Annotated in this window: 15 protein-coding genes; 11 read left to right on the top strand and 4 right to left on the bottom strand. The window is 72.5% G+C overall.

All coding sequences use genetic code 11. From position 1 onward, the window contains the following. Positions 1-49: 49 nt before the first annotated feature. The 5 genes from ACTWM8_RS21310 (at position 50) to polA (ending at position 6,659) form a co-directional block, all read left to right on the top strand. On the top strand, positions 50-1,033 hold the full coding sequence (locus ACTWM8_RS21310) for a branched-chain amino acid ABC transporter permease (RefSeq protein ID WP_446210581.1): 984 nt from the start codon (positions 50-52) through the stop codon (positions 1,031-1,033). Beyond that, positions 1,030-2,187, top strand: a complete 1,158-nt coding sequence (locus ACTWM8_RS21305; RefSeq protein WP_446210580.1) for a branched-chain amino acid ABC transporter permease — start codon at positions 1,030-1,032, stop codon at positions 2,185-2,187. The genes ACTWM8_RS21310 and ACTWM8_RS21305 overlap by 4 nt, the downstream gene beginning before the upstream one ends. Beyond that, complete coding sequence (locus tag ACTWM8_RS21300) at positions 2,180-3,121, top strand: ABC transporter ATP-binding protein (RefSeq protein WP_446210579.1); 942 nt, start codon at positions 2,180-2,182, stop codon at positions 3,119-3,121. Before ACTWM8_RS21305 ends, ACTWM8_RS21300 begins: the two co-directional genes overlap by 8 nt. Further along, positions 3,108-3,821, top strand: coding sequence for an ABC transporter ATP-binding protein (locus ACTWM8_RS21295; RefSeq protein WP_154943723.1), 714 nt, complete (start codon positions 3,108-3,110; stop codon positions 3,819-3,821). Before ACTWM8_RS21300 ends, ACTWM8_RS21295 begins: the two co-directional genes overlap by 14 nt. A 138-nt stretch (positions 3,822-3,959) precedes the next feature. Continuing rightward, positions 3,960-6,659 carry a DNA polymerase I gene (gene polA, locus ACTWM8_RS21290; RefSeq protein ID WP_446210578.1) on the top strand — a complete coding sequence of 900 codons (2,700 nt, stop codon included), beginning with the start codon at positions 3,960-3,962 and terminating at the stop codon, positions 6,657-6,659. 98 nt (positions 6,660-6,757) lie between these two features. Here polA and ACTWM8_RS21285 read toward each other — a convergent pair whose 3' ends face one another. From ACTWM8_RS21285 to ACTWM8_RS21275, 3 genes are read right to left on the bottom strand one after another with little or no spacing between them, the layout of a single operon-like run. Next, positions 6,758-7,192, bottom strand: a complete 435-nt coding sequence (locus ACTWM8_RS21285) for a DUF3140 domain-containing protein (protein ID WP_446210577.1) — start codon at positions 7,190-7,192, stop codon at positions 6,758-6,760. Further along, entirely contained in the window at positions 7,179-7,400 is a 222-nt protein-coding gene (locus ACTWM8_RS21280) for a DUF2945 domain-containing protein (protein ID WP_238448352.1), read from the bottom strand. The genes ACTWM8_RS21285 and ACTWM8_RS21280 overlap by 14 nt, the downstream gene beginning before the upstream one ends. A gap of 58 nt (positions 7,401-7,458) precedes the next feature. Then, positions 7,459-8,262, bottom strand: a complete 804-nt coding sequence (locus ACTWM8_RS21275; RefSeq protein WP_446210576.1) for a class I SAM-dependent methyltransferase — start codon at positions 8,260-8,262, stop codon at positions 7,459-7,461. Positions 8,263-8,700: 438 nt separating this feature from the next. Here ACTWM8_RS21275 and rpsA point away from each other — a divergent pair, with 438 nt between their 5' ends. Beyond that, complete coding sequence (gene rpsA, locus ACTWM8_RS21270) at positions 8,701-10,191, top strand: 30S ribosomal protein S1 (protein ID WP_088961211.1); 1,491 nt, start codon at positions 8,701-8,703, stop codon at positions 10,189-10,191. Positions 10,192-10,528: 337 nt separating this feature from the next. After that, positions 10,529-11,710 carry a dephospho-CoA kinase gene (gene coaE / locus ACTWM8_RS21265; RefSeq protein ID WP_446214621.1) on the top strand — a complete coding sequence of 394 codons (1,182 nt, stop codon included), beginning with the start codon at positions 10,529-10,531 and terminating at the stop codon, positions 11,708-11,710. 4 nt (positions 11,711-11,714) lie between these two features. On the opposite strand, the gene ACTWM8_RS21260 is transcribed toward coaE, so the two are convergent. Then, positions 11,715-13,388, bottom strand: a complete 1,674-nt coding sequence (locus ACTWM8_RS21260; RefSeq protein ID WP_446210575.1) for a hypothetical protein — start codon at positions 13,386-13,388, stop codon at positions 11,715-11,717. 318 nt (positions 13,389-13,706) lie between these two features. Here ACTWM8_RS21260 and uvrB point away from each other — a divergent pair, with 318 nt between their 5' ends. From uvrB to ACTWM8_RS21240, 4 genes are all read left to right on the top strand, one after another. Beyond that, positions 13,707-15,815 (top strand): excinuclease ABC subunit UvrB, encoded by a 2,109-nt coding sequence (gene uvrB, locus ACTWM8_RS21255; RefSeq protein WP_446210574.1) that lies wholly within the window; start codon positions 13,707-13,709, stop codon positions 15,813-15,815. A gap of 12 nt (positions 15,816-15,827) precedes the next feature. Continuing rightward, entirely contained in the window at positions 15,828-16,676 is an 849-nt protein-coding gene (locus tag ACTWM8_RS21250) for a helix-turn-helix domain-containing protein (protein WP_446210573.1), read from the top strand. Positions 16,677-16,700: 24 nt separating this feature from the next. Continuing rightward, positions 16,701-17,069, top strand: a complete 369-nt coding sequence (locus tag ACTWM8_RS21245) for a VOC family protein (RefSeq protein WP_446210572.1) — start codon at positions 16,701-16,703, stop codon at positions 17,067-17,069. Positions 17,070-17,196: 127 nt separating this feature from the next. Beyond that, a complete protein-coding gene (locus ACTWM8_RS21240; RefSeq protein WP_446210571.1) occupies positions 17,197-18,117 on the top strand; it encodes a helix-turn-helix domain-containing protein in 921 nt (306 codons plus the stop codon). Positions 18,118-18,121 lie beyond the last annotated feature (4 nt).

The raw sequence follows: 18,121 nt of genomic DNA, 5'->3' as shown, positions 1-18,121 counted from the left end.
GTGCGGCCGGGGTGTCGTCCCCGGCCGCACTCGATGCAAGGAGACCCCGGTGAATTTCGACGAACTCTTCGGCCACCTCGGCCAGCACACCGTCGACGGGTTGTCCAAGGGGGCGATCTACGCCCTGATCGCCCTGGGCTACACCCTCGTCTACGGCGTACTGCGACTGATCAACTTCGCCCACTCCGAGGTCTTCATGGTCGGCACCTTCGCGGTGCTGGGCGTGTGGACCGCCTTCGGGGTGGAAAATAACCCGCCGGCCGGCCAGGCCATCCTCTTCCTGGTGCTCGGTCTGATCGCCGCGGCGGTCGCCTCAGGCGGCACGGCCCTGGCGATCGAGCGGATCGCGTACCGCCCGCTGCGGCGCAAGAACGCGCCGCCGCTGATCTTCCTGATCACCGCGATCGGCCTCTCCCTGGTGCTGGTCGAGGTCTTCGGTCTGCTCCTGCCCGACGTGGCGGGCGGCGCGCTGCCGTCGCTGTTCGGCCGGGCCCGGCAGATCGTCGGCATGCCGACGATCATCAAGCAGGAGACCCTGTTCGAGATCGGCAACACCGCCATCACCAACATCCAGGTGATCGTCTTCGTCTCCGCCGTGGTGATGATGGCCCTGCTCGACTGGTTCATCAACCGCACCCGCTACGGCCGGGGCGTGCGGGCGGTGGCGCAGAACCCGGAGACGGCCGCGCTGATGGGCGTCAACCAGGAGCGCGTGATCATGCTGATCTTCGTGCTGGGCGGGATCATGGCCGGCGCGGCCGCGCTGCTGTGGAGCATGCGCTTCGGCTTCACCCAGAACAGCATCGGTTTCGTGCTCGGCCTCAAGGCGTTCACGGCCGCGGTGCTGGGCGGTATCGGCAACCTGCGGGGCGCGCTGGTGGGTGGCCTGTTCCTCGGCATCGTCGAGGTCTACGGCGCCACGCTCTTCGCCTCCAACTGGGAGGACGTCATCGCATTCATCGTCCTCATCGTGGTGCTGATGTTCCGCCCGACCGGCCTGTTGGGTGAGTCGCTCGGGAGGGCCCGCGCATGATCGACAAGATCCGGAACGCAGACCGCCGTCGGGTCACCATGCTGACCTCCGTCGGTGACCGATTCAGGGCGCTGCCGAAGTGGCAGCAGGTCGCGGCGCTGGTCGCCATGGTGGCGTTCCTCTACTACCTGCCGTTGCTCGGCATCCCCGGCCTGACCTGGCTGCGCACCGACTCGATCGCCGGTGGCAACAACTGGGCCGGCGTGCTCTTCGTCTGCGCCATCTACGTGCTGGTCGCGATCGGTCTGAACGTGGTGGTCGGCCTGGCCGGCCTGCTCGACCTCGGCTACATCGGCTTCTTCGCCGTCGGCGCGTACAGCGTGGCGCTGTTCGGCTCGGTGAACTCGCCGGTGGTGAAGGCGATCCAGAACAAGTTCGACCTGCCGCCGACCTGGGCGGTGACGTGGGCGATCTGTCTGCTCATCGCGATCGTGCTGACCATGGTCTTCGGGGTGCTGCTGGGCTGGCCGACGCTGCGGCTGCGCGGTGACTACCTGGCGATCGTCACGCTGGGCTTCGGCGAGATCATCCGCATCGTGGCCCGCAACGCCAACGGGGTGACCAACGGCCCGCAGGGCATCTCCGCGATCCCGGGCCCGGAGGGTCCGCCGGCGGCGGAGAACGAGTGGTTCGGCCTGATCGACGCGAAGCCGTGGTACTGGCTGGCGATCACCGTGGTGCTGCTGATGGTCTTCGCGGTGCGCCGGCTGGAGCGCAGCCGGGTCGGCCGCGCCTGGCTGGCCGTCCGCGAGGACGAGGACGCCGCGGCGGTGATGGGGGTCTACCCGTTCAAGTTCAAGCTGTGGGCGTTCGCCATCGGCGCGGCGCTCGGCGGCCTGTCCGGGTTCCTCTTCGCCAGCCGGAACGCGTTCATCGACCCGACCCAGTTCAACGCGAACCTCTCCATCCTCTTCGTCGCCATGGTCGTGGTCGGCGGCTCGGGGAACATGGTCGGGGTCTCGCTCGGTGCGGTGCTGCTGGCCTACCTCCCGGAGCGGTTCCGGGAGATCGCCGACTACCGGTGGCTGGCCTTCGGCCTGGCCATGGTGCTGGTGATGATCCTGCGTCCGCAGGGCCTCGTGCCCAGCCGGCGGCGGGCCCGTGAGCTGAAGGACCGCGCGGCGGAGGCAGAGGAGGCGCCCGCTCATGTCTGACGAGACCACCAGCACCGCCACGCCGAAGATCCCGGCCCAGCCGGGTCCCCGGACGGTGCTGCTCGAAGTCGACGACGTCACGCTCCGCTTCGGCGGCGTGGTCGCCCTCGACAAGATCGATTTTCAGATCTACGAGGGCGAGATCCTCGGCCTGATCGGGCCGAACGGCGCCGGCAAGACCACCAGCTTCAACGTGATGACCGGCGTCTACAAGCCCACCTCGGGCGCGGTCCGGTTCCGCGGCGAGCGGGTCACCGGGCGCAAGCCGCACCAGATCAGCCGGATGGGCATCTCGCGGACGTTCCAGAACATCCGCCTGTTCCCGGAGATGACCGCGCTGGAGAACGTCATGGTCGGGACCGACTCCCGGCACAAGACCAGCGTGCCCGGGGCGCTGTTCCGGCTGCCCCGGTTCAAGCCGAAGCCGCACGAGGTCCCGCAGGTCACCGCTCCGGACGGCATCAAGCGGACCTGGCAGCAGGTGCGCCGGTCGTGCGCGCAGACCTTCGGGTTGTCGCGGCACATCCTGGAGGAGCGGGCCGCCGAGGCCAAGGCGCTGGAGCTGCTGCGCTTCGTCGGGATCGCCGACCGGGCCAACGACGAGGCCCGCAACCTGCCCTACGGCTACCAGCGTCGGCTGGAGATCGCCCGGGCGCTGGCCACCGAGCCGAAGCTGATCTGCCTGGACGAGCCGGCCGCCGGCTTCAACCCGGCGGAGAAGGAGGAACTACTCACCCTGATTCGGAAGATCCGCGACATGGGGCTGACCGTGCTGCTCATCGAGCACGACATGCGCCTGGTCATGGGGGTCACCGACCGGATCGTGGTGCTGGAGTTCGGCCGCAAGATCGCCGAAGGGGCGCCCGCCGAGGTCAGTCGGGACCCGAAGGTGATCGCCGCATACCTGGGGGAGTCCGCCGATGACGCTGCTTGAGCTGGAGAACATTAGCGTCGCGTACGGCCGCATCGAGGCCCTGCACGGCATCAGCCTGACCGTCAACGAGGGCGAGGTGGTGGCCCTGATCGGCGCGAACGGCGCCGGCAAGACCACCACCATGCGGGCCATCTCCGGGACCCGGGCGCTGTCCGGTGGCCGGATCACCTTCAACGGCGAGGACATCAGTAAGCTCCGGGCCGACCTGCGGGTCGTCCGGGGGCTGTGCCAGTCGCCCGAGGGTCGGCAGATCTTCCCCGGCATGACGGTGATGGAGAACCTGGACATGGGGGCGTACACCCGGCGGGACTCCGCCGGCATCGCCGCCGACCTGGACCGGGTGCTGACCCTCTTCCCGCGGCTGGCCGAGCGCCGCAAGCAGGCCGGCGGCACGCTCTCCGGCGGTGAGCAGCAGATGCTCGCCGTCGGCCGGGCGCTGATGAGCCGCCCGAAGCTGCTGCTGCTCGACGAGCCGTCGATGGGTCTGGCCCCGATGGTCATCCGGCAGATCTTCGACATCATCACGGAGATCAACCAGCAGGGCACCACGATCCTGCTGGTGGAGCAGAACGCCCAGCAGGCGCTCTCCCGGGCGCACCGGGGCTACGTGCTGGAGACCGGTCGGATCGTGAAGGAGGGGTCCGGTCAGGACCTGCTCACCGACCCGGCGGTCAAGGAGGCGTACCTCGGCGTGGCCTGAGCCGCGTCGTAGCGTCGGCGGCCGTCCGTCCCCCAGGGGGCGGGCGGCCGTCCGGCGTCTGCCCGGATGTCGGTTTCCCTCCTGCGGGCGCGGTGCCGCCGGCCGGAGATGTCGGGCGTTGCGACTAGAGTCGCTGCCGTGACAGCTACGACCCCGCGCCTGCTCCTCGTCGACGGACACTCGATGGCATACCGGGCTTTCCACGCCCTGCCGGTGGAGAACTTCTCCACCACGACCGGGCAGCCGACCAACGCGGTCTACGGCTTCACCTCGATGCTGATCAACGTGCTCCGCGATGAGCAGCCGACGCACATCGTCGTCGCCTTCGACGTCTCCCGCCGCTCCTTCCGCACCGAGAAGTACGCCGAGTACAAGGCCGGCCGCAAGGAGACCCCGACCGACTTCAAGGGCCAGGTCAGCCTGATCAAGGAGGTCCTCGACGCGCTGCGCGTCCCGGTGGTGGAGAAGGAGGGCTACGAGGCCGACGACGTCATCGCCACCCTCGCCTGCCAGGCCCGCGACCAGGGCATGGAGGTGCTGATCAGCAGCGGCGACCGGGACGCCCTCCAGCTCGTCGGTGAGCGGGTCACCCTGCTCTACCCGCGCAAGGGCGTCTCCGACCTGGCCCGGATGGACCCGGCCGCCGTCGAGGAGAAGTACGGCGTCGGCCCCGAGCGCTACCGCGACCTGGCCGCGTTGGTCGGCGAGGACAGCGACAACCTCACCGGCGTCGACGGCGTCGGCCCGAAGACCGCCGCCAAGTGGATCAACCTGTACGGCGGCGTCGACGGGGTGGTCGCCAGCGCCGACGCGATCAAGGGCAAGGCCGGCGACAACCTGCGGGCCCAGCTGTCCCGGGTGATCCGCAACTACGAGATCAACTGCCTGGTCTCCGATCTCGACCTGCCGCTGCGCCCCGAGGACGCCCGCTGGACCGGCTGGGACCGGGAGGCCGTGCACCAGGTCTTCGACACCCTCCAGTTCCGCATCCTGCGCGACCGCCTCTACCAGTACCTGGAGGCCGTCGAGCCGGAGGCCGAGGCCGGGTTCGACCTGGCCGGCGAGGTGCTGACCGAGCCGGGCGCGCTGACCGGCTGGCTGGAGACGCACGCCTCGGCCGGCACCCCGGTGGGGCTGGCGGTGAAGCTCGACACCGGCCCGAACCGCCGGCACACCGCCCCGGTCACCGGCATGGCGCTCGCCACCGCCGGCGGCGCGGCGGCCTGGTTCGACCCGGCCGGGCTGGCGCCGGGCGACGAGTCGGCGCTGGCCGGCTGGCTGGCCGACCCGCAGCGCCCCAAGGTGCTGCACGACAGCAAGCCGGCGGTGCTGGCGCTGGCCGCGCACGGCTGGTCGCTGGAGGGCATCGCGCGAGACACCCAGATCGCCGCCTACCTGGCCCGCCCCGACCAGCGTTCCTACGACCTGACCGACCTGGCCCTGCGCTATCTGCACCGCGAGCTGCGGGTCGACGTCCCGGAGACCGGCCAGCTCACCCTCGACGGGCTGGGCGACGAAGGCGTCGTCGAGCAGAACCTCATGCTCCAGGCCCGGGCCACCCTCGACCTGGCCGACGCGATCGACGCGGAGCTGTCCCGCGACGGGGAGCAGCCCAACCGGCTGATGTCCGGGGTGGAGCTGCCGCTGATGCGGGTGCTCGCCGGCATGGAGCGGATCGGCATCGCCGCCGACACGCAGTACCTGTCGGAACTGGAGGCGCACTTCGCCGCCGAGGTGAAGGCCGCGGCGCAGGGCGCGTACGAGGCGGTGGGCCGGGAGTTCAACCTCGGCTCGCCCAAGCAGTTGCAGGAGATCCTCTTCGGCGAGCTGGGCCTGCCCAAGACCAAGAAGATCAAGACCGGCTACACCACGGACGCCGACGCCCTCCAGTGGCTCTACGCGCAGAACCCGCACCCGGTGCTGGAGCACCTGCTGCGCCACCGGGACGTCGCCAAGCTCAAGTCGACCGTGGACGGCCTGCTCAAGTCCGTCTCCGACGACGGGCGCATCCACACCACCTTCAACCAGACGGTGGCGGCGACCGGTCGGCTCTCGTCCACCGAGCCCAACCTGCAGAACATCCCCATCCGCACCGAGGAGGGACGGCGGATCCGCCGGGCCTTCGTGGTGGGGGAGGGCTACGAGTGCCTGCTCACCGCCGACTACAGCCAGATCGAGATGCGGATCATGGCGCACCTGTCGTCGGACGACGCGTTGATCGAGGCGTTCAACTCCGGCCACGACTTCCACGCCGCCACCGCCTCGTCGGTCTTCGACGTGCCGGTCGGCGAGGTCAGCCCCGACCAGCGCCGCAAGATCAAGGCCATGAACTACGGCCTGGCGTACGGGTTGAGCGCGTTCGGTCTCTCCCAGCAGCTCGGCATCAGCGCCGAGGAGGCGCGCGGGCTGATGGAGAACTACTTCGCCGGGTTCGGCGGGGTCCGGGACTACCTGCACGAGGTGGTGGCCCGGGCCCGGCAGGACGGCTACACCTCCACCATCCTCGGTCGCCGGCGTTACCTCCCCGACCTGGTCAGCGACAACCGGCAGCGCCGGGACATGGCCGAGCGGATGGCGCTCAACGCCCCGATCCAGGGCTCCGCGGCCGACATCATCAAGGTCGCCATGCTGCACGTCGACACCGCACTGCGCGACGCCGGGCTGCGCTCGCGGATGCTGCTCCAGGTGCACGACGAGCTGGTCTTCGAGGTGGCCCCGGGCGAGCGGGAGGAGCTGGAGGCGCTGGTGCGCCGGGAGATGGGTGCGGCGTACCCGCTGTCGGTGCCGCTGGAGGTGTCGGTCGGCGAGGGACGGGACTGGAACAGCGCCGACCACTGACCGGGCCTCGGCCGGGCCGGGTCCGTCGGGCCGCGAGGCGGCGCCTCGCGGCCTCGGGAACCCCGCTCCGGGCACCGGGTCCGGCGGAAGGGCGCGGGTCAGCGTCCGGGTCCCCGGCGCTCCTTCGGCGGGGTGCCGTGCCGCTCGAGGGCCCGCCGGGACGGGCCGCCCGGGGGCGGCAGCGGACCCTTGAGGGGGTCGTGGCCCCAGTTCATCAGGGACCAGCGCCACTTGGTGTCGCGCACCTCGCCGGAGGGGCGCTGGGCCATGTGCCGGCGGACGTAGCCGACCACCTTGCGCATGTGCTTGTAGTCGCCCTCGGACAGGTCGCCGCGCTTGCGCCGCAACAGGTCGATGATCTTCCGGCCGGATTCGTGCCCCACCGACTCGCCGCCCCCGGAGCGGCCGCCCTTGTGCCAGCCGACCCGCTTCGACTCGTCGGTCTCCAGCCAGGAGGAGATCTCGCCGGGCTTCATGTTCACCGCCTCGGCGAACTCCTGGTACGTCTCCCGGCCGTCGTCACCTCTGCTCATGACGCAACGCCTCCGGTCGGTGGGCCACGTCGCGGCCCGAGTCGTCGTTGCGGATCCGGTACTGCGGCTCGTCCTCCGTCGCGTTGACAGCGTGCCCGCGTACGTGCGTCCGATCGATCAGCTTCTCCTTGACCACGCCGTACGCCCGGCCGCTGTGACTGGCCCAGGAGACGTGGTCACCCTCGCGGAATTCCCTCTGCTCGGCCATGCCGGGCGGGTACCCGCCGTCGATGCCCCGAAACGACGCCCCCTGGCGTGCGGCGTGGTCAGCCGGCGGGCTTGTCGGTGACGAAGATGGCGGTGCCGGGGAAGAGCCGCCCGCGCAGGGGGCTCCACTGCCCCCAGATCCCCTCGTGCCCCGCCGGCCACTCCGGCTCCACCAGATCCAGCAGCCGGAACCCCGCGCCGACCAGCTCGCGGATCCGATCGCCGAGGGTGCGGTGCTGCTCGACGTAGGTGGCCACGCCCGAGTCATCCTGCTCGACGTAGGGGGAGCGGTCGAAGTACGAGTGCACGGCGGTGAGCCCGCCCTCGCCCGGGTCGTCCAGGAAGATCCAGCGCATCGGGTGGGTCACCGAGAACACCCACCGGCCGCCCGGACGCAGCACCCGGTGCACCTCGGCCATCAGCGCGGCCGAGTCGTCGACGAAGGGGATCGCGCCGAAGGCGGTGCAGGCGATGTCGAACGCCCCGTCGGCGAACGGCAGCCCCAACGCGTCGGCCTGCACCAGCGGCACGCGTACCCCGGTGCGGTCGGCCGCCTGCGCGGCGTGCCGCAACATGCCGGCGGAGAGGTCGAAGGCGACCGGCCGGGCGCCCTGGGTGGCCAGCCAGCGGGCGCAGGCCGCGGCGCCGCAGCCCACCTCCAGCACCCGGCGTCCGGCGACGTCACCGAGGAGCCGGGCGTCGGCCTCGCGCAGGCCCTCCGGGCACCAGACGAAGTCCGTGTCGCCGAGGAAGGCGCCGTGCTCGGCCTGGTAGTCGTCGGCGTCGGTGTCCCACCAGCCCCGGTTGGCCCGGCGGGTCTCCGCGTCGCCGACCCGCCGTCGGGTCACCCTGTCGTCGTCCACCCGCTCACGCTAGGCCCTGGCCCGGTCGACGCCGACGGCGACCGGCCGGCGGATTCGACCCCCGATCGGTACGGCAGGCGGTGGCGGGTGAGGGCGGTCTGCGGGCGCCGCGGCGGTGCGCTACCTTCTCTGCGGTGGGACGCCTGTGACGCAGGAGACAGTCGAGACGCTTTTCCACCGAAATCACCGCTTTCGCAGCTGACGAGGTCGCGAGGACATGGGAGGCCTTGCACGCTGTGGTAATGCAGCGGGTAGGCTAGACGATGCGCTCGCGGATCGTGTGCCTCGGCAGGGAGCAGGTGCGCGGTCACCGGAGCCACTAATGATCTTCACTTGGCGATCGTTCGGTGTGCCCCGGAGGCGGATCCGCTGGCGCGAAATGGTCACTGCGACACCACGCCTGCTGTGACAACCCATCCGACCGGAGCAACCGCCCACATGACGAGCAGCATCGAGGCCCCCTCGAGCGCCACCCGGGTCACCCACGACGATCTCGGTTCCGAGGAGGCTTTCCTCGCCGCGATCGACGAGACCATCAAGTACTTCAACGACGGCGACATTGTCGAAGGCACCGTCGTCAAGGTCGATCGGGACGAGGTCCTGCTCGACATCGGCTACAAGACCGAGGGCGTCATTCCCTCTCGGGAGTTGTCGATCAAGCACGACGTGGACCCCGCCGAGGTCGTCTCGGTCGGTGACCACATCGAGGCCCTGGTCCTCCAGAAGGAGGACAAGGAGGGTCGTCTGATCCTCTCCAAGAAGCGGGCGCAGTACGAGCGGGCCTGGGGCACGATCGAGAAGATCAAGGACGAGGACGGCGTCGTCCGCGGCTCTGTCATCGAGGTGGTCAAGGGTGGCCTCATCCTCGACATCGGGCTGCGCGGCTTCCTGCCCGCCTCCCTGGTCGAGATGCGGCGGGTGCGCGACCTGCAGCCGTACGTCGGCCGCGAGCTCGAGGCCAAGATCATCGAGCTGGACAAGAACCGCAACAACGTGGTCCTGTCCCGCCGTGCCTGGCTGGAGCAGACGCAGTCCGAGGTGCGCACCGAGTTCCTCAACAAGCTGCAGAAGGGCCAGGTCCGCAAGGGCGTCGTCTCTTCGATCGTCAACTTCGGCGCGTTCGTCGACCTGGGCGGCGTGGACGGCCTGGTGCACGTCTCCGAGCTGTCCTGGAAGCACATCGACCACCCGTCCGAGGTCGTCGAGGTGGGCCAGGAGGTCGAGGTCGAGGTCCTGGACGTCGACCTGGACCGCGAGCGGGTCTCGCTGTCGCTGAAGGCGACCCAGGAGGACCCGTGGCGGCAGTTCGCCCGCACCCACGCGATCCAGCAGATCGTGCCGGGTAAGGTCACCAAGCTGGTGCCGTTCGGCGCCTTCGTCCGGGTGGACGACGGCATCGAGGGCCTGGTCCACATCTCCGAGCTGGCCGAGCGCCACGTGGAGATCCCGGAGCAGGTCGTGCAGGTCGGCTCCGAGGTCATGGTCAAGGTCATCGACATCGACCTGGAGCGCCGCCGCATCTCGCTGTCGCTCAAGCAGGCCAACGAGGGCTTCGTCGAGGGCGAGGAGCACTTCGACCCGACCCTCTACGGCATGGCCGCGACGTACGACGCCGAGGGCAACTACATCTACCCGGAGGGCTTCGACCCGGAGACGGGCGAGTGGCTCGAGGGGTACGACAAGCAGCGCGAGACCTGGGAGAACCAGTACGCCGAGGCGCGTCAGCGTTGGGAGGCCCACACCAAGCAGGTGCAGACCTCTCGGGCGGCCGACGCCGAGGCCGCTGCCAACCCGGCTCCGGCCGTCACCGGTGGCACCACCACCACGACCACCACGGCCCCGAGCCGTCAGGCCGAGGAGCCGGCCGGCACCCTGGCCACCGACGAGGCGCTCGCCGCTCTGCGGGAGAAGCTCGCCGGCGGCAAGTGACCCGCTGACGACGACGGGCCCCGTTCCCGCGATCCGGTAACCACCGGATCGTCGGGGGCGGGGCCCTCGCGCGTCTCTGGACTGTTCCTCCTCGCCGCTCACGCGGAGCCACGCCTGGCCACGCGCCTGGCCGCGCTGGCCGTCCGCGGCGAAGCTCGGCCGCTCCCGGCCACGCCGTGGCCGGCTGCTGCCGCCCAGGAGCGAATTGATCCACTCCGTTTGCGGCGTGTTGTGGTGTCCCGGGTCCCGGACACCGCCACACGCCGCAAACGGCGGACATCGCCGCCCCCGCCCCCGCGGTTTTGTGGTGGGGGCGGTGATCCGGTTGACTGACCCGGTGCTGATGGTGGGACTGACCGGAGGGATCGGCTCCGGCAAGAGCGCCGTGTCGGCCCGGCTGGCCGAGCGGGGTGCGGTGGTCATCGACGCGGACCGGATCGCCCGTGAGGTGGTCGCCCCCGGCTCCGAAGGGCTGGCGGAGATCGTCGCCGCCTTCGGCGACCGGGTGCTCGACGCCGACGGCGCGCTGGACCGGGCGGCGCTGGGCGCGGTGGTCTTCGGCGACGAGGTGGCCCGCCGCCGGCTGGAGGCGATCACCCATCCCCGAGTGCGGGCGCGTACCGCCGAACTGGCCGCTGCCGCGCCCTCGGACGCGGTGGTGGTCAACGACGTGCCGCTGCTGGTCGAGGTGGGGCTCGCGCCGACGTACCACCTGGTGGTCGTGGTGCAGGCGGCCGTCGCCACCCGGCTGGAGCGACTGGACCGCGACCGGGGGATGCCCCGCGCGGAGGCGGAGCGGCGGATCGCCGCGCAGGCCGACGACGCCCGCCGACGCGCGGCGGCGGACGTGGTGCTCAGCAACGACGGCACCCTCGATGAGCTGCACGCCGCCGTGGACGCCCTCTGGCGGGACCGGTTGCTGCCCTACGAGCGCAACGTCCGAGAGGGCCGGGTGGCCCGCCCGGAGCGGGTCGTGCTGACCGAGCCGGACCCGACCTGGCCCCAGCAGTACGCCCGGCTGGCCGCCCGGATCCGGCACGCCGTCGCCCCGGCGGACCTGCGGGTGGACCACATCGGCTCGACCGCCGTGCCCGGCCTGGCCGCCAAGGACGTGATCGACGTCCAGGTGACCGTGTCGTCGCTCGTCGAGGCGGACGGGCCGCTCGCCGAGCGGCTCGCCCGGGCCGGCTTCCCGCGGCTGCCCGGCGACTGGTGGGACAGCCCCCGCCCGGCCGGCAGCGGGCGGTGGGCCAAGCGGTTCCACGGCAGCGCCGACCCCGGGCGCCCGGCCTATCTGCACCTGCGGGTGGCCGACTCGCCCGGCTGGCGGTACGCCCTGCTGATGCGGGACCACCTGCGCGCCGACCCGGACCAGCGGGCCGCCTACCTGCTGCTGAAGCGGGAGTTGGCGGCCTCGGCGCCGGACAGCGGCGCGTACGCGACGGCCAAGGACCCGTGGTTCGACGAGGAGCACCTGCGGGCCGAGGAGTGGTCCGCGCAGACCGGCTGGCGGCCCTGACCGGTCAGCGGCGGCCCGCCGTGCCGGCCCGCGTCGCCGGCGCCTTCGCGGTGGGCGGTCCGGGCCGGGGCGGCACGATCCCGGCCGGCACCGGCGCCGGGGTGAGGTCGAGTTGGGCCCAGGCGCCCGCCCGGGTGCGCAGCTCCAGCCGGCGTGGCAGGCCGGTGCGGTCCAGCCAGTAGCGCAGCCGCAGGCCCTGGACGCGCAGCTCGACCACGTCCACCACCCGGCCGGCGACCCGGTCGGTGCGCAGCCGCACGGCGGCCGCGGGCCGGGCGGGCGCGGTGTCCGCCCGCAGCGCAGCGTCGATGAGCAGGTCGAGGTCGTCCAACGGGCGGGAGCCGGTCCGCCAGCCGGCCCCGGCCGGTGGTGGCAGCGGCGGGCCGTTGGCGGCCCCGGTGGCGCCGGCGCCCGGTTCGACCGGCACCTCGGCGCGGGCGAAGCCACCCCGGTCGCGCCGCAGCAGGGTGCGCCGGCCGAGGGTGTCCAGCTCGGCCACCGACAGGTACGCCACCCCGCCGGACCAGCTCAGCCACCCCGAGCCGCGCAGGTTGGCGGCGGTGCCGAGCGGGACGGCGACGCTGACCTCGGCACCGGGCTGGGCCCGCAGCCGGGCGGGCATCCGGGCCAGCCGCTCGGCCTCGGTGTCGGTGAGCGCGCGGGGCAGCCCGGGTCGGCCACCCAGCGCGTCGACCGGCCAGATGGTGGGCCGGTCCTTGCGTTCCAGCTCGACGGCGGCCGGCTGTCCGCCGGGCAGCCGTCCCTCCCACCGGTGCAGTCGGGAGTCCCCGTCGACCCACCAGCGGGGGTCGCCGTCGCCGGCCGCCGGCGGGGCGGGCGGACGGGCGGTCGGGTCGGCGGGGGCGGTGGGCCTGGGCAGCGGGGCCTGGAGGACGTCCACCGGCTCGCCGGCGAGGGTTTCTCGTCCCACCCAGCGCCCCGCGCCGTGGCGCAGCGGGTCGGCCGGCTCCGCCCGGTCCGTGCTCAGCCCGAACAGCACGTCGAGCGCCCCGGCGAGTGGCCGGCCGGCGGGCAGGTCGCGCAGTCGCCAGCGGTCCGTCGGCGGTACCAGCGGAGGGGACGCCGGCGTGGGGACCGCGGCGGGGTCGGGGCGGAGCACGACGACCGAGGGCGTCGCCTGCACCAGCCCCCGGTCGGCGCCCGCGCCCGGGCCGCCCACGTCGAGGTAGGCCAGCGGCCGCGCCCAGTCGATCCAGCCGACCAGGTCGGTGCGGGCGGCGCCGGTCCCGATCGTCACCCGGACCCCGGCACGCACGTCGCGGAAGTTGGTGACCCGGGTCGCGGCCAGCCGCTCGGCCTCGGCCGCGGTGAGCGCCCGGGCCGGCTCCCCGGGGGCGGGCGCCCAGCTCAGCAGGCCGGCGACCAGCGCCGCGGCCGAGGCGGCGGCGACCACGCCGAGGGCGGCCAGGGTGGTGCGCCGGCGGGCGGGCTCCTCCGGGGAGCCGGCGACGGCGGCCAGGACCGGCGGGGTGCGTCGCGCGTGCCGGGCGGTGTCGCGCCGGCGCCGGCCCTGGCGACGTCCGGCACCGTGGCCGGTCGAGCCGCGTCCGCCGTTGCCGACGGGGGTACGGGTGGGCGGCCGCGCGGCGACGGGGATGTCGGGGGGCGGACCCGTCGGGGTGGACGGGGGCGGCGGCCGGTCGGGGGAGGTCTCCACGAGTGGTTGAACGCCCGGCGGCGGCGTGGGTGACGAGGGAGACGGTGCCGAGGCAGGGGCGCTCGCGGCGGCCGGTCTGCGCCATGGGCGCGACCACGTCGGGCGCGCACGCCGGCGATGTCCGGGTGCTGCGACCCTCCTGTGCCGGGGGCGGGAGCCCGGTGAGGGCCCGGCCACCTGCCCGGTCGGCCGCCGCGAGCGGCCTACGGTGTTCAGGCTAGCGCGGTGGGATGTGGCCCACAATGGGAATATCGAAGCCGATCACGGACCGCCCGTAGTCGCGACGGAGTGTCGGACCCTCGGCGTACGGTTGGTGTCATGGCGCTCGACATTCCCCGGCTCGACGGCCGCTTCCAGGTCGTCAGCGAGTTCCAGCCGGCCGGCGACCAGCCGGCTGCCATCGACGAGCTTGAGCGTCGGGTCCGGCGCGGCGACCGCAACACCGTGCTGCTCGGCGCGACCGGCACCGGCAAGAGCGCCACCACGGCGTGGCTCGTCGAGCGGCTGCAACGCCCCACCCTGGTGCTCGCGCCCAACAAGACGCTCTGCGCCCAGCTGGCCAAGGAGTTCAGCGAGCTGCTCCCGCACAACGCGGTGGAGTACTTCGTCTCCTACTACGACTACTACCAGCCCGAGGCGTACATCCCGCAGACCGACACCTACATCGAGAAGGACTCCTCGATCAACGAGGAGGTCGAGCGGTTGCGCCACTCGGCCACCATGTCGCTGCTCACCCGCCGGGACGTGATCGTGGTCGCCACGGTCTCCGCCATCTACGGCCTGGGCACCCCGGAGGAATACCTGGACCGCGCGGTCCGGGTCGCCGTGGGGCAGGAGCTCGACCGGGACAAGCTGCTGCGTCGCCTGGTCGACATCCAGTACACCCGCAACGACATGGCCTTCCAGCGGGGCACCTTCCGCGTCCGCGGCGACACCCTGGAGATCATCCCGGCGTACGAGGAGCTGGCGGTCCGGATCGAGCTGTTCGGTGACGAGGTGGAGAAGCTCTACTACCTCAACCCGCTCACCGGCGACGTGGTCCGCGAGGTCGACCAGCTGGTCATCTTCCCGGCCACCCACTACGCGGCCGGCCCGGAGCGGATGGAGCGGGCGATCCGCGACATCGAGACCGAGCTGGGCGAGCGGCTGGCCGAGCTGGAGCGGCAGGGCAAGCTGCTGGAGGCGCAGCGGCTGCGGATGCGCACCACCTACGACATCGAGATGATGCGCCAGGTCGGCTTCTGCTCCGGCATCGAGAACTACTCCATGCACATGGACGGGCGGCTGCCCGGCAGCCCGCCGCACTGCCTGCTCGACTACTTCCCCGACGACTTCCTCACGGTCGTCGACGAGTCGCACGTGACCATCCCGCAGATCGGCGGCATGTACGAGGGCGACGCGTCCCGCAAGCGGATGCTGATCGACCACGGCTTCCGGCTGCCGAGCGCCGCCGACAACCGGCCGCTGCGCTTCGACGAGTTCCTGGAGCGGGTCGGCCAGATGGTCTACCTCTCCGCCACCCCCGGTCCGTGGGAGCTGGAGCAGGCGCAGGGTGAGTTCGTCGAGCAGGTGATCCGCCCGACCGGGCTGGTCGACCCGGAGGTCGTGATCAAGCCGACCAAGGGCCAGATCGACGACCTGATGCACGAGATCAAGCTGCGCACCGAGCGCGACGAGCGGGTGCTGGTCACCACGCTGACCAAGAAGATGGCCGAGGATCTCTCCGACTACCTGCTGGAGAACGGCATCCGGGTGCGCTACCTGCACTCCGAGGTCGACACGCTGCGCCGGGTCGAGCTGCTGCGCGAGCTGCGCAAGGGCGAGTACGACGTGCTGGTCGGCATCAACCTGCTCCGGGAGGGCCTCGACCTGCCCGAGGTGTCCCTGGTCGCGATCCTCGACGCCGACAAGGAGGGCTTCCTGCGCAGCGGCCGGTCGCTGATCCAGACCATCGGCCGCGCCGCCCGTAACGTCTCCGGCCAGGTGCACATGTACGCCGACAAGATCACTCCGTCGATGGCGGACGCGATCGACGAGACCGACCGGCGCCGGGCCAAGCAGATCGCGCACAACGAGGCACACGGCATCAGCCCGGAGCCGCTGCGCAAGAAGATCCACGACATCCTCGACGACATCTACCGCGAGGCGGAGGACACCGAGAACAGCCGGGTCGGCGGGGCGGTGCGCCAGCTCTCCCGGGGCAAGGCCCCGGTCAAGGAGACCCGCAGCCGCAGTCGGGCTGGCGCGGCCGGTCCGTCCCGGGAGGGGATGGCCCGCGCCGATCTGGCGCAGCTCATCCAGGAGCTCAACGACCAGATGCTGGCCGCCGCCCGGGAGCTGCAGTTCGAGCTGGCCGCCCGGATCCGGGACGAGGTCGCCGACCTCAAGAAGGAACTGCGCGGGATGGACGCCGCGGGCGTGAAGTAGGGGGAGCGGGGGATGGGCGGGATCGAGGCCGTCGTCGGTCTGCCCGATCCCCGCCTGCGCCCGTTCGTCGACCGGTACCTCGGCTACCGCGAGCCCGCCCCGCTGCCGCTGGTCCGCCGCGAGGTGGCCGGCGCCTTCGTGGTGCTGGTGCTCGGCTGGGGCGCCCCGCTCGACGTGGTCGACCCGCGGGCGGCCGGGCGCGGGGCGTACGGGGTGGACTCGTTCGTCGCCGGGCCCTTCGACGGCCACTGCACCACCTCGACCCTGGGCGTGGGGCTCGGCGTGCAGTTGGTGCTCACCCCACCGGCGGCCCGCCGGGTCCTCGGCCTGCCGCTGAGCGAGCTGGCCAACCGGGCCGTGCCGGTCGGCGACCTGCCGGACCGGTGGCTGGACAGGCTGCGCTGCCGGCTGGCCGACGCGCCGGACTGGACGCGCCGGTTCGCCCTGCTCGACGCGGCGCTCGGCGCGCGGCTGGCCGGCTCCGCCCCGCTCGATCCGACGCTGGGCCGGGCGTGGCGCCGGCTCGCCGGCACCGGCGGCCGGATCGGCGTCGGTGCGCTCGCCGACGAGCTGGGCTGGAGCAGCCGGCACCTCGCCGTCCGGTTCCGCGCGGAGCTGGGGCTGACGCCCAAGTCGACCGGCCGGCTGCTGCGCTTCCAGCGGGCGTACGCGACGCTGGCCCGCGACCTCATCCCCCGGCCGGGCGCCGATACCCCCGACGGTCCGGGCGGCTGGGCGGAGCTGGCCGCCCGCTGCGGCTACTACGACCAGTCTCACCTGATCCGGGACTTCCGCGAGTTCGCCGGTACGACGCCGGCCGCGCTGGCGCGCCCCGGATCGCTTTCGTCCAATCCCGGCTGACCGGGCCGGCGGCAGACTCGGGCCATGCGAAGCATCTACCCGGTCTTCCGGTATCCCGACGCCCGTGCCGCGATCGACTGGCTCTGCGCGGCGTTCGACTTCCAGGTCCACGAGGTGCACGACGGGCCCGACGGGTCCGTCGCGCACGCCCAACTCGGCTACGGCGGCGATCTGATCATGCTGGCCACCGGGAGCGGTCCCCGGGTCCGGCCGGCCGACGACGACTACGTCGTCTACGTGGCGGTCGACGACGTCGACGCCCATCACGGCCGGGCGAGGGCGGCCGGCGCGGAGATCGTCCGGGAGCCCTTCGACACCGACTACGGCTCCCGCGACTACACCGCCCGCGACCTCGCCGGCAACGTCTGGTCGTTCGGCACGTACCGGCCCTGACCGGTGCGCTCCGCCCGGCGGCGCGGGGGTCGCACCCGACGGGGGCGTCACCGGGCGGTTGCGGTGCGCAAGCAAGGTATTGCCCTGGGTGACGGTCCTGCGTACCCTCCGTCGTGGGGAGGCCGGGATGCCGTTGTCATCGAGTCCTGTCATTCGCCGTGCGCGCCTCGGCGCCGAGTTGCGCCAGCTGCGCAGGCGGGAGGCGCTCACCCTGGAACAGGTGTGTGGGCTGCTGGGCTGGGCCTCCACGTCGAAGCTGTCCCGCATCGAGCTGGGGCAGAGCCGGCCCGACCTCGCCGACGTGCTGGACCTGCTGGACGTCTACCAGGTGCCGTCGCCGCAGCGGGAGGCGCTGATCGTCATCGCCCGGGACGCCGCGACCAGCCGTGGCTGGTGGAAGGCGCTCGGCGAGATGCACGAGCGGCAGCGCACGTACGCCGAGCTGGAGGCGGGGGCGGCGGCCATCGTGGAGTACCAGCCGGCCGTCGTACCCGGTCTGCTCCAGGCCCCCGGGTACGCCCGCCTGCGGGTCCTCGCCGGCCGGCTGCTGCACCCGGACGTCGACGTGGAGGCCGACGTGCGGGCGCGACTGGCCCGCCAGGAGGTGCTGCGCCGCCCCGACCCGCCGCACTACACCGGCCTGCTGGACGAACGGGTCTGCGACCCGGCCGGCGTCCCGGTCGAGATCTGGCAGGAGCAGTTGGCGCACCTGCTCGCCCTGGCCGACCTGCCGAACGTGACGATCCGGGTGGTGCCCCGCACGGCCGCCCCGCCCGGGGCGGTGCACGCGCTGACCGCCTACTCCTGCTACTCCTTCCCCGACCCGGCCGACCCGCGCACCGTGATGCTGGAGGCGCTCACCAACGACGTGCGGCTGGTGACCGACGCGGACGTCGCCCGCTACGAGCGGATGACCGGGTGGCTGTCGGCGGTGGCGTTGAGCGCGGAGGAGACCGCCGCGCTGCTGCGCGACCGGGCCGGCGAGGTCGCCAACGGCGCGCGCCCCGGCGGTGCCGAGGGGGAGGCGGGTCGCTCGGCCGGCGGGTGAGCGC

The organism is Micromonospora sp. IBSANI012, from assembly GCF_052814045.1.
The sequence above is the reverse complement of the archived record's forward strand: the minus strand, read 5'-3'. Positions and strand labels throughout refer to the sequence as shown.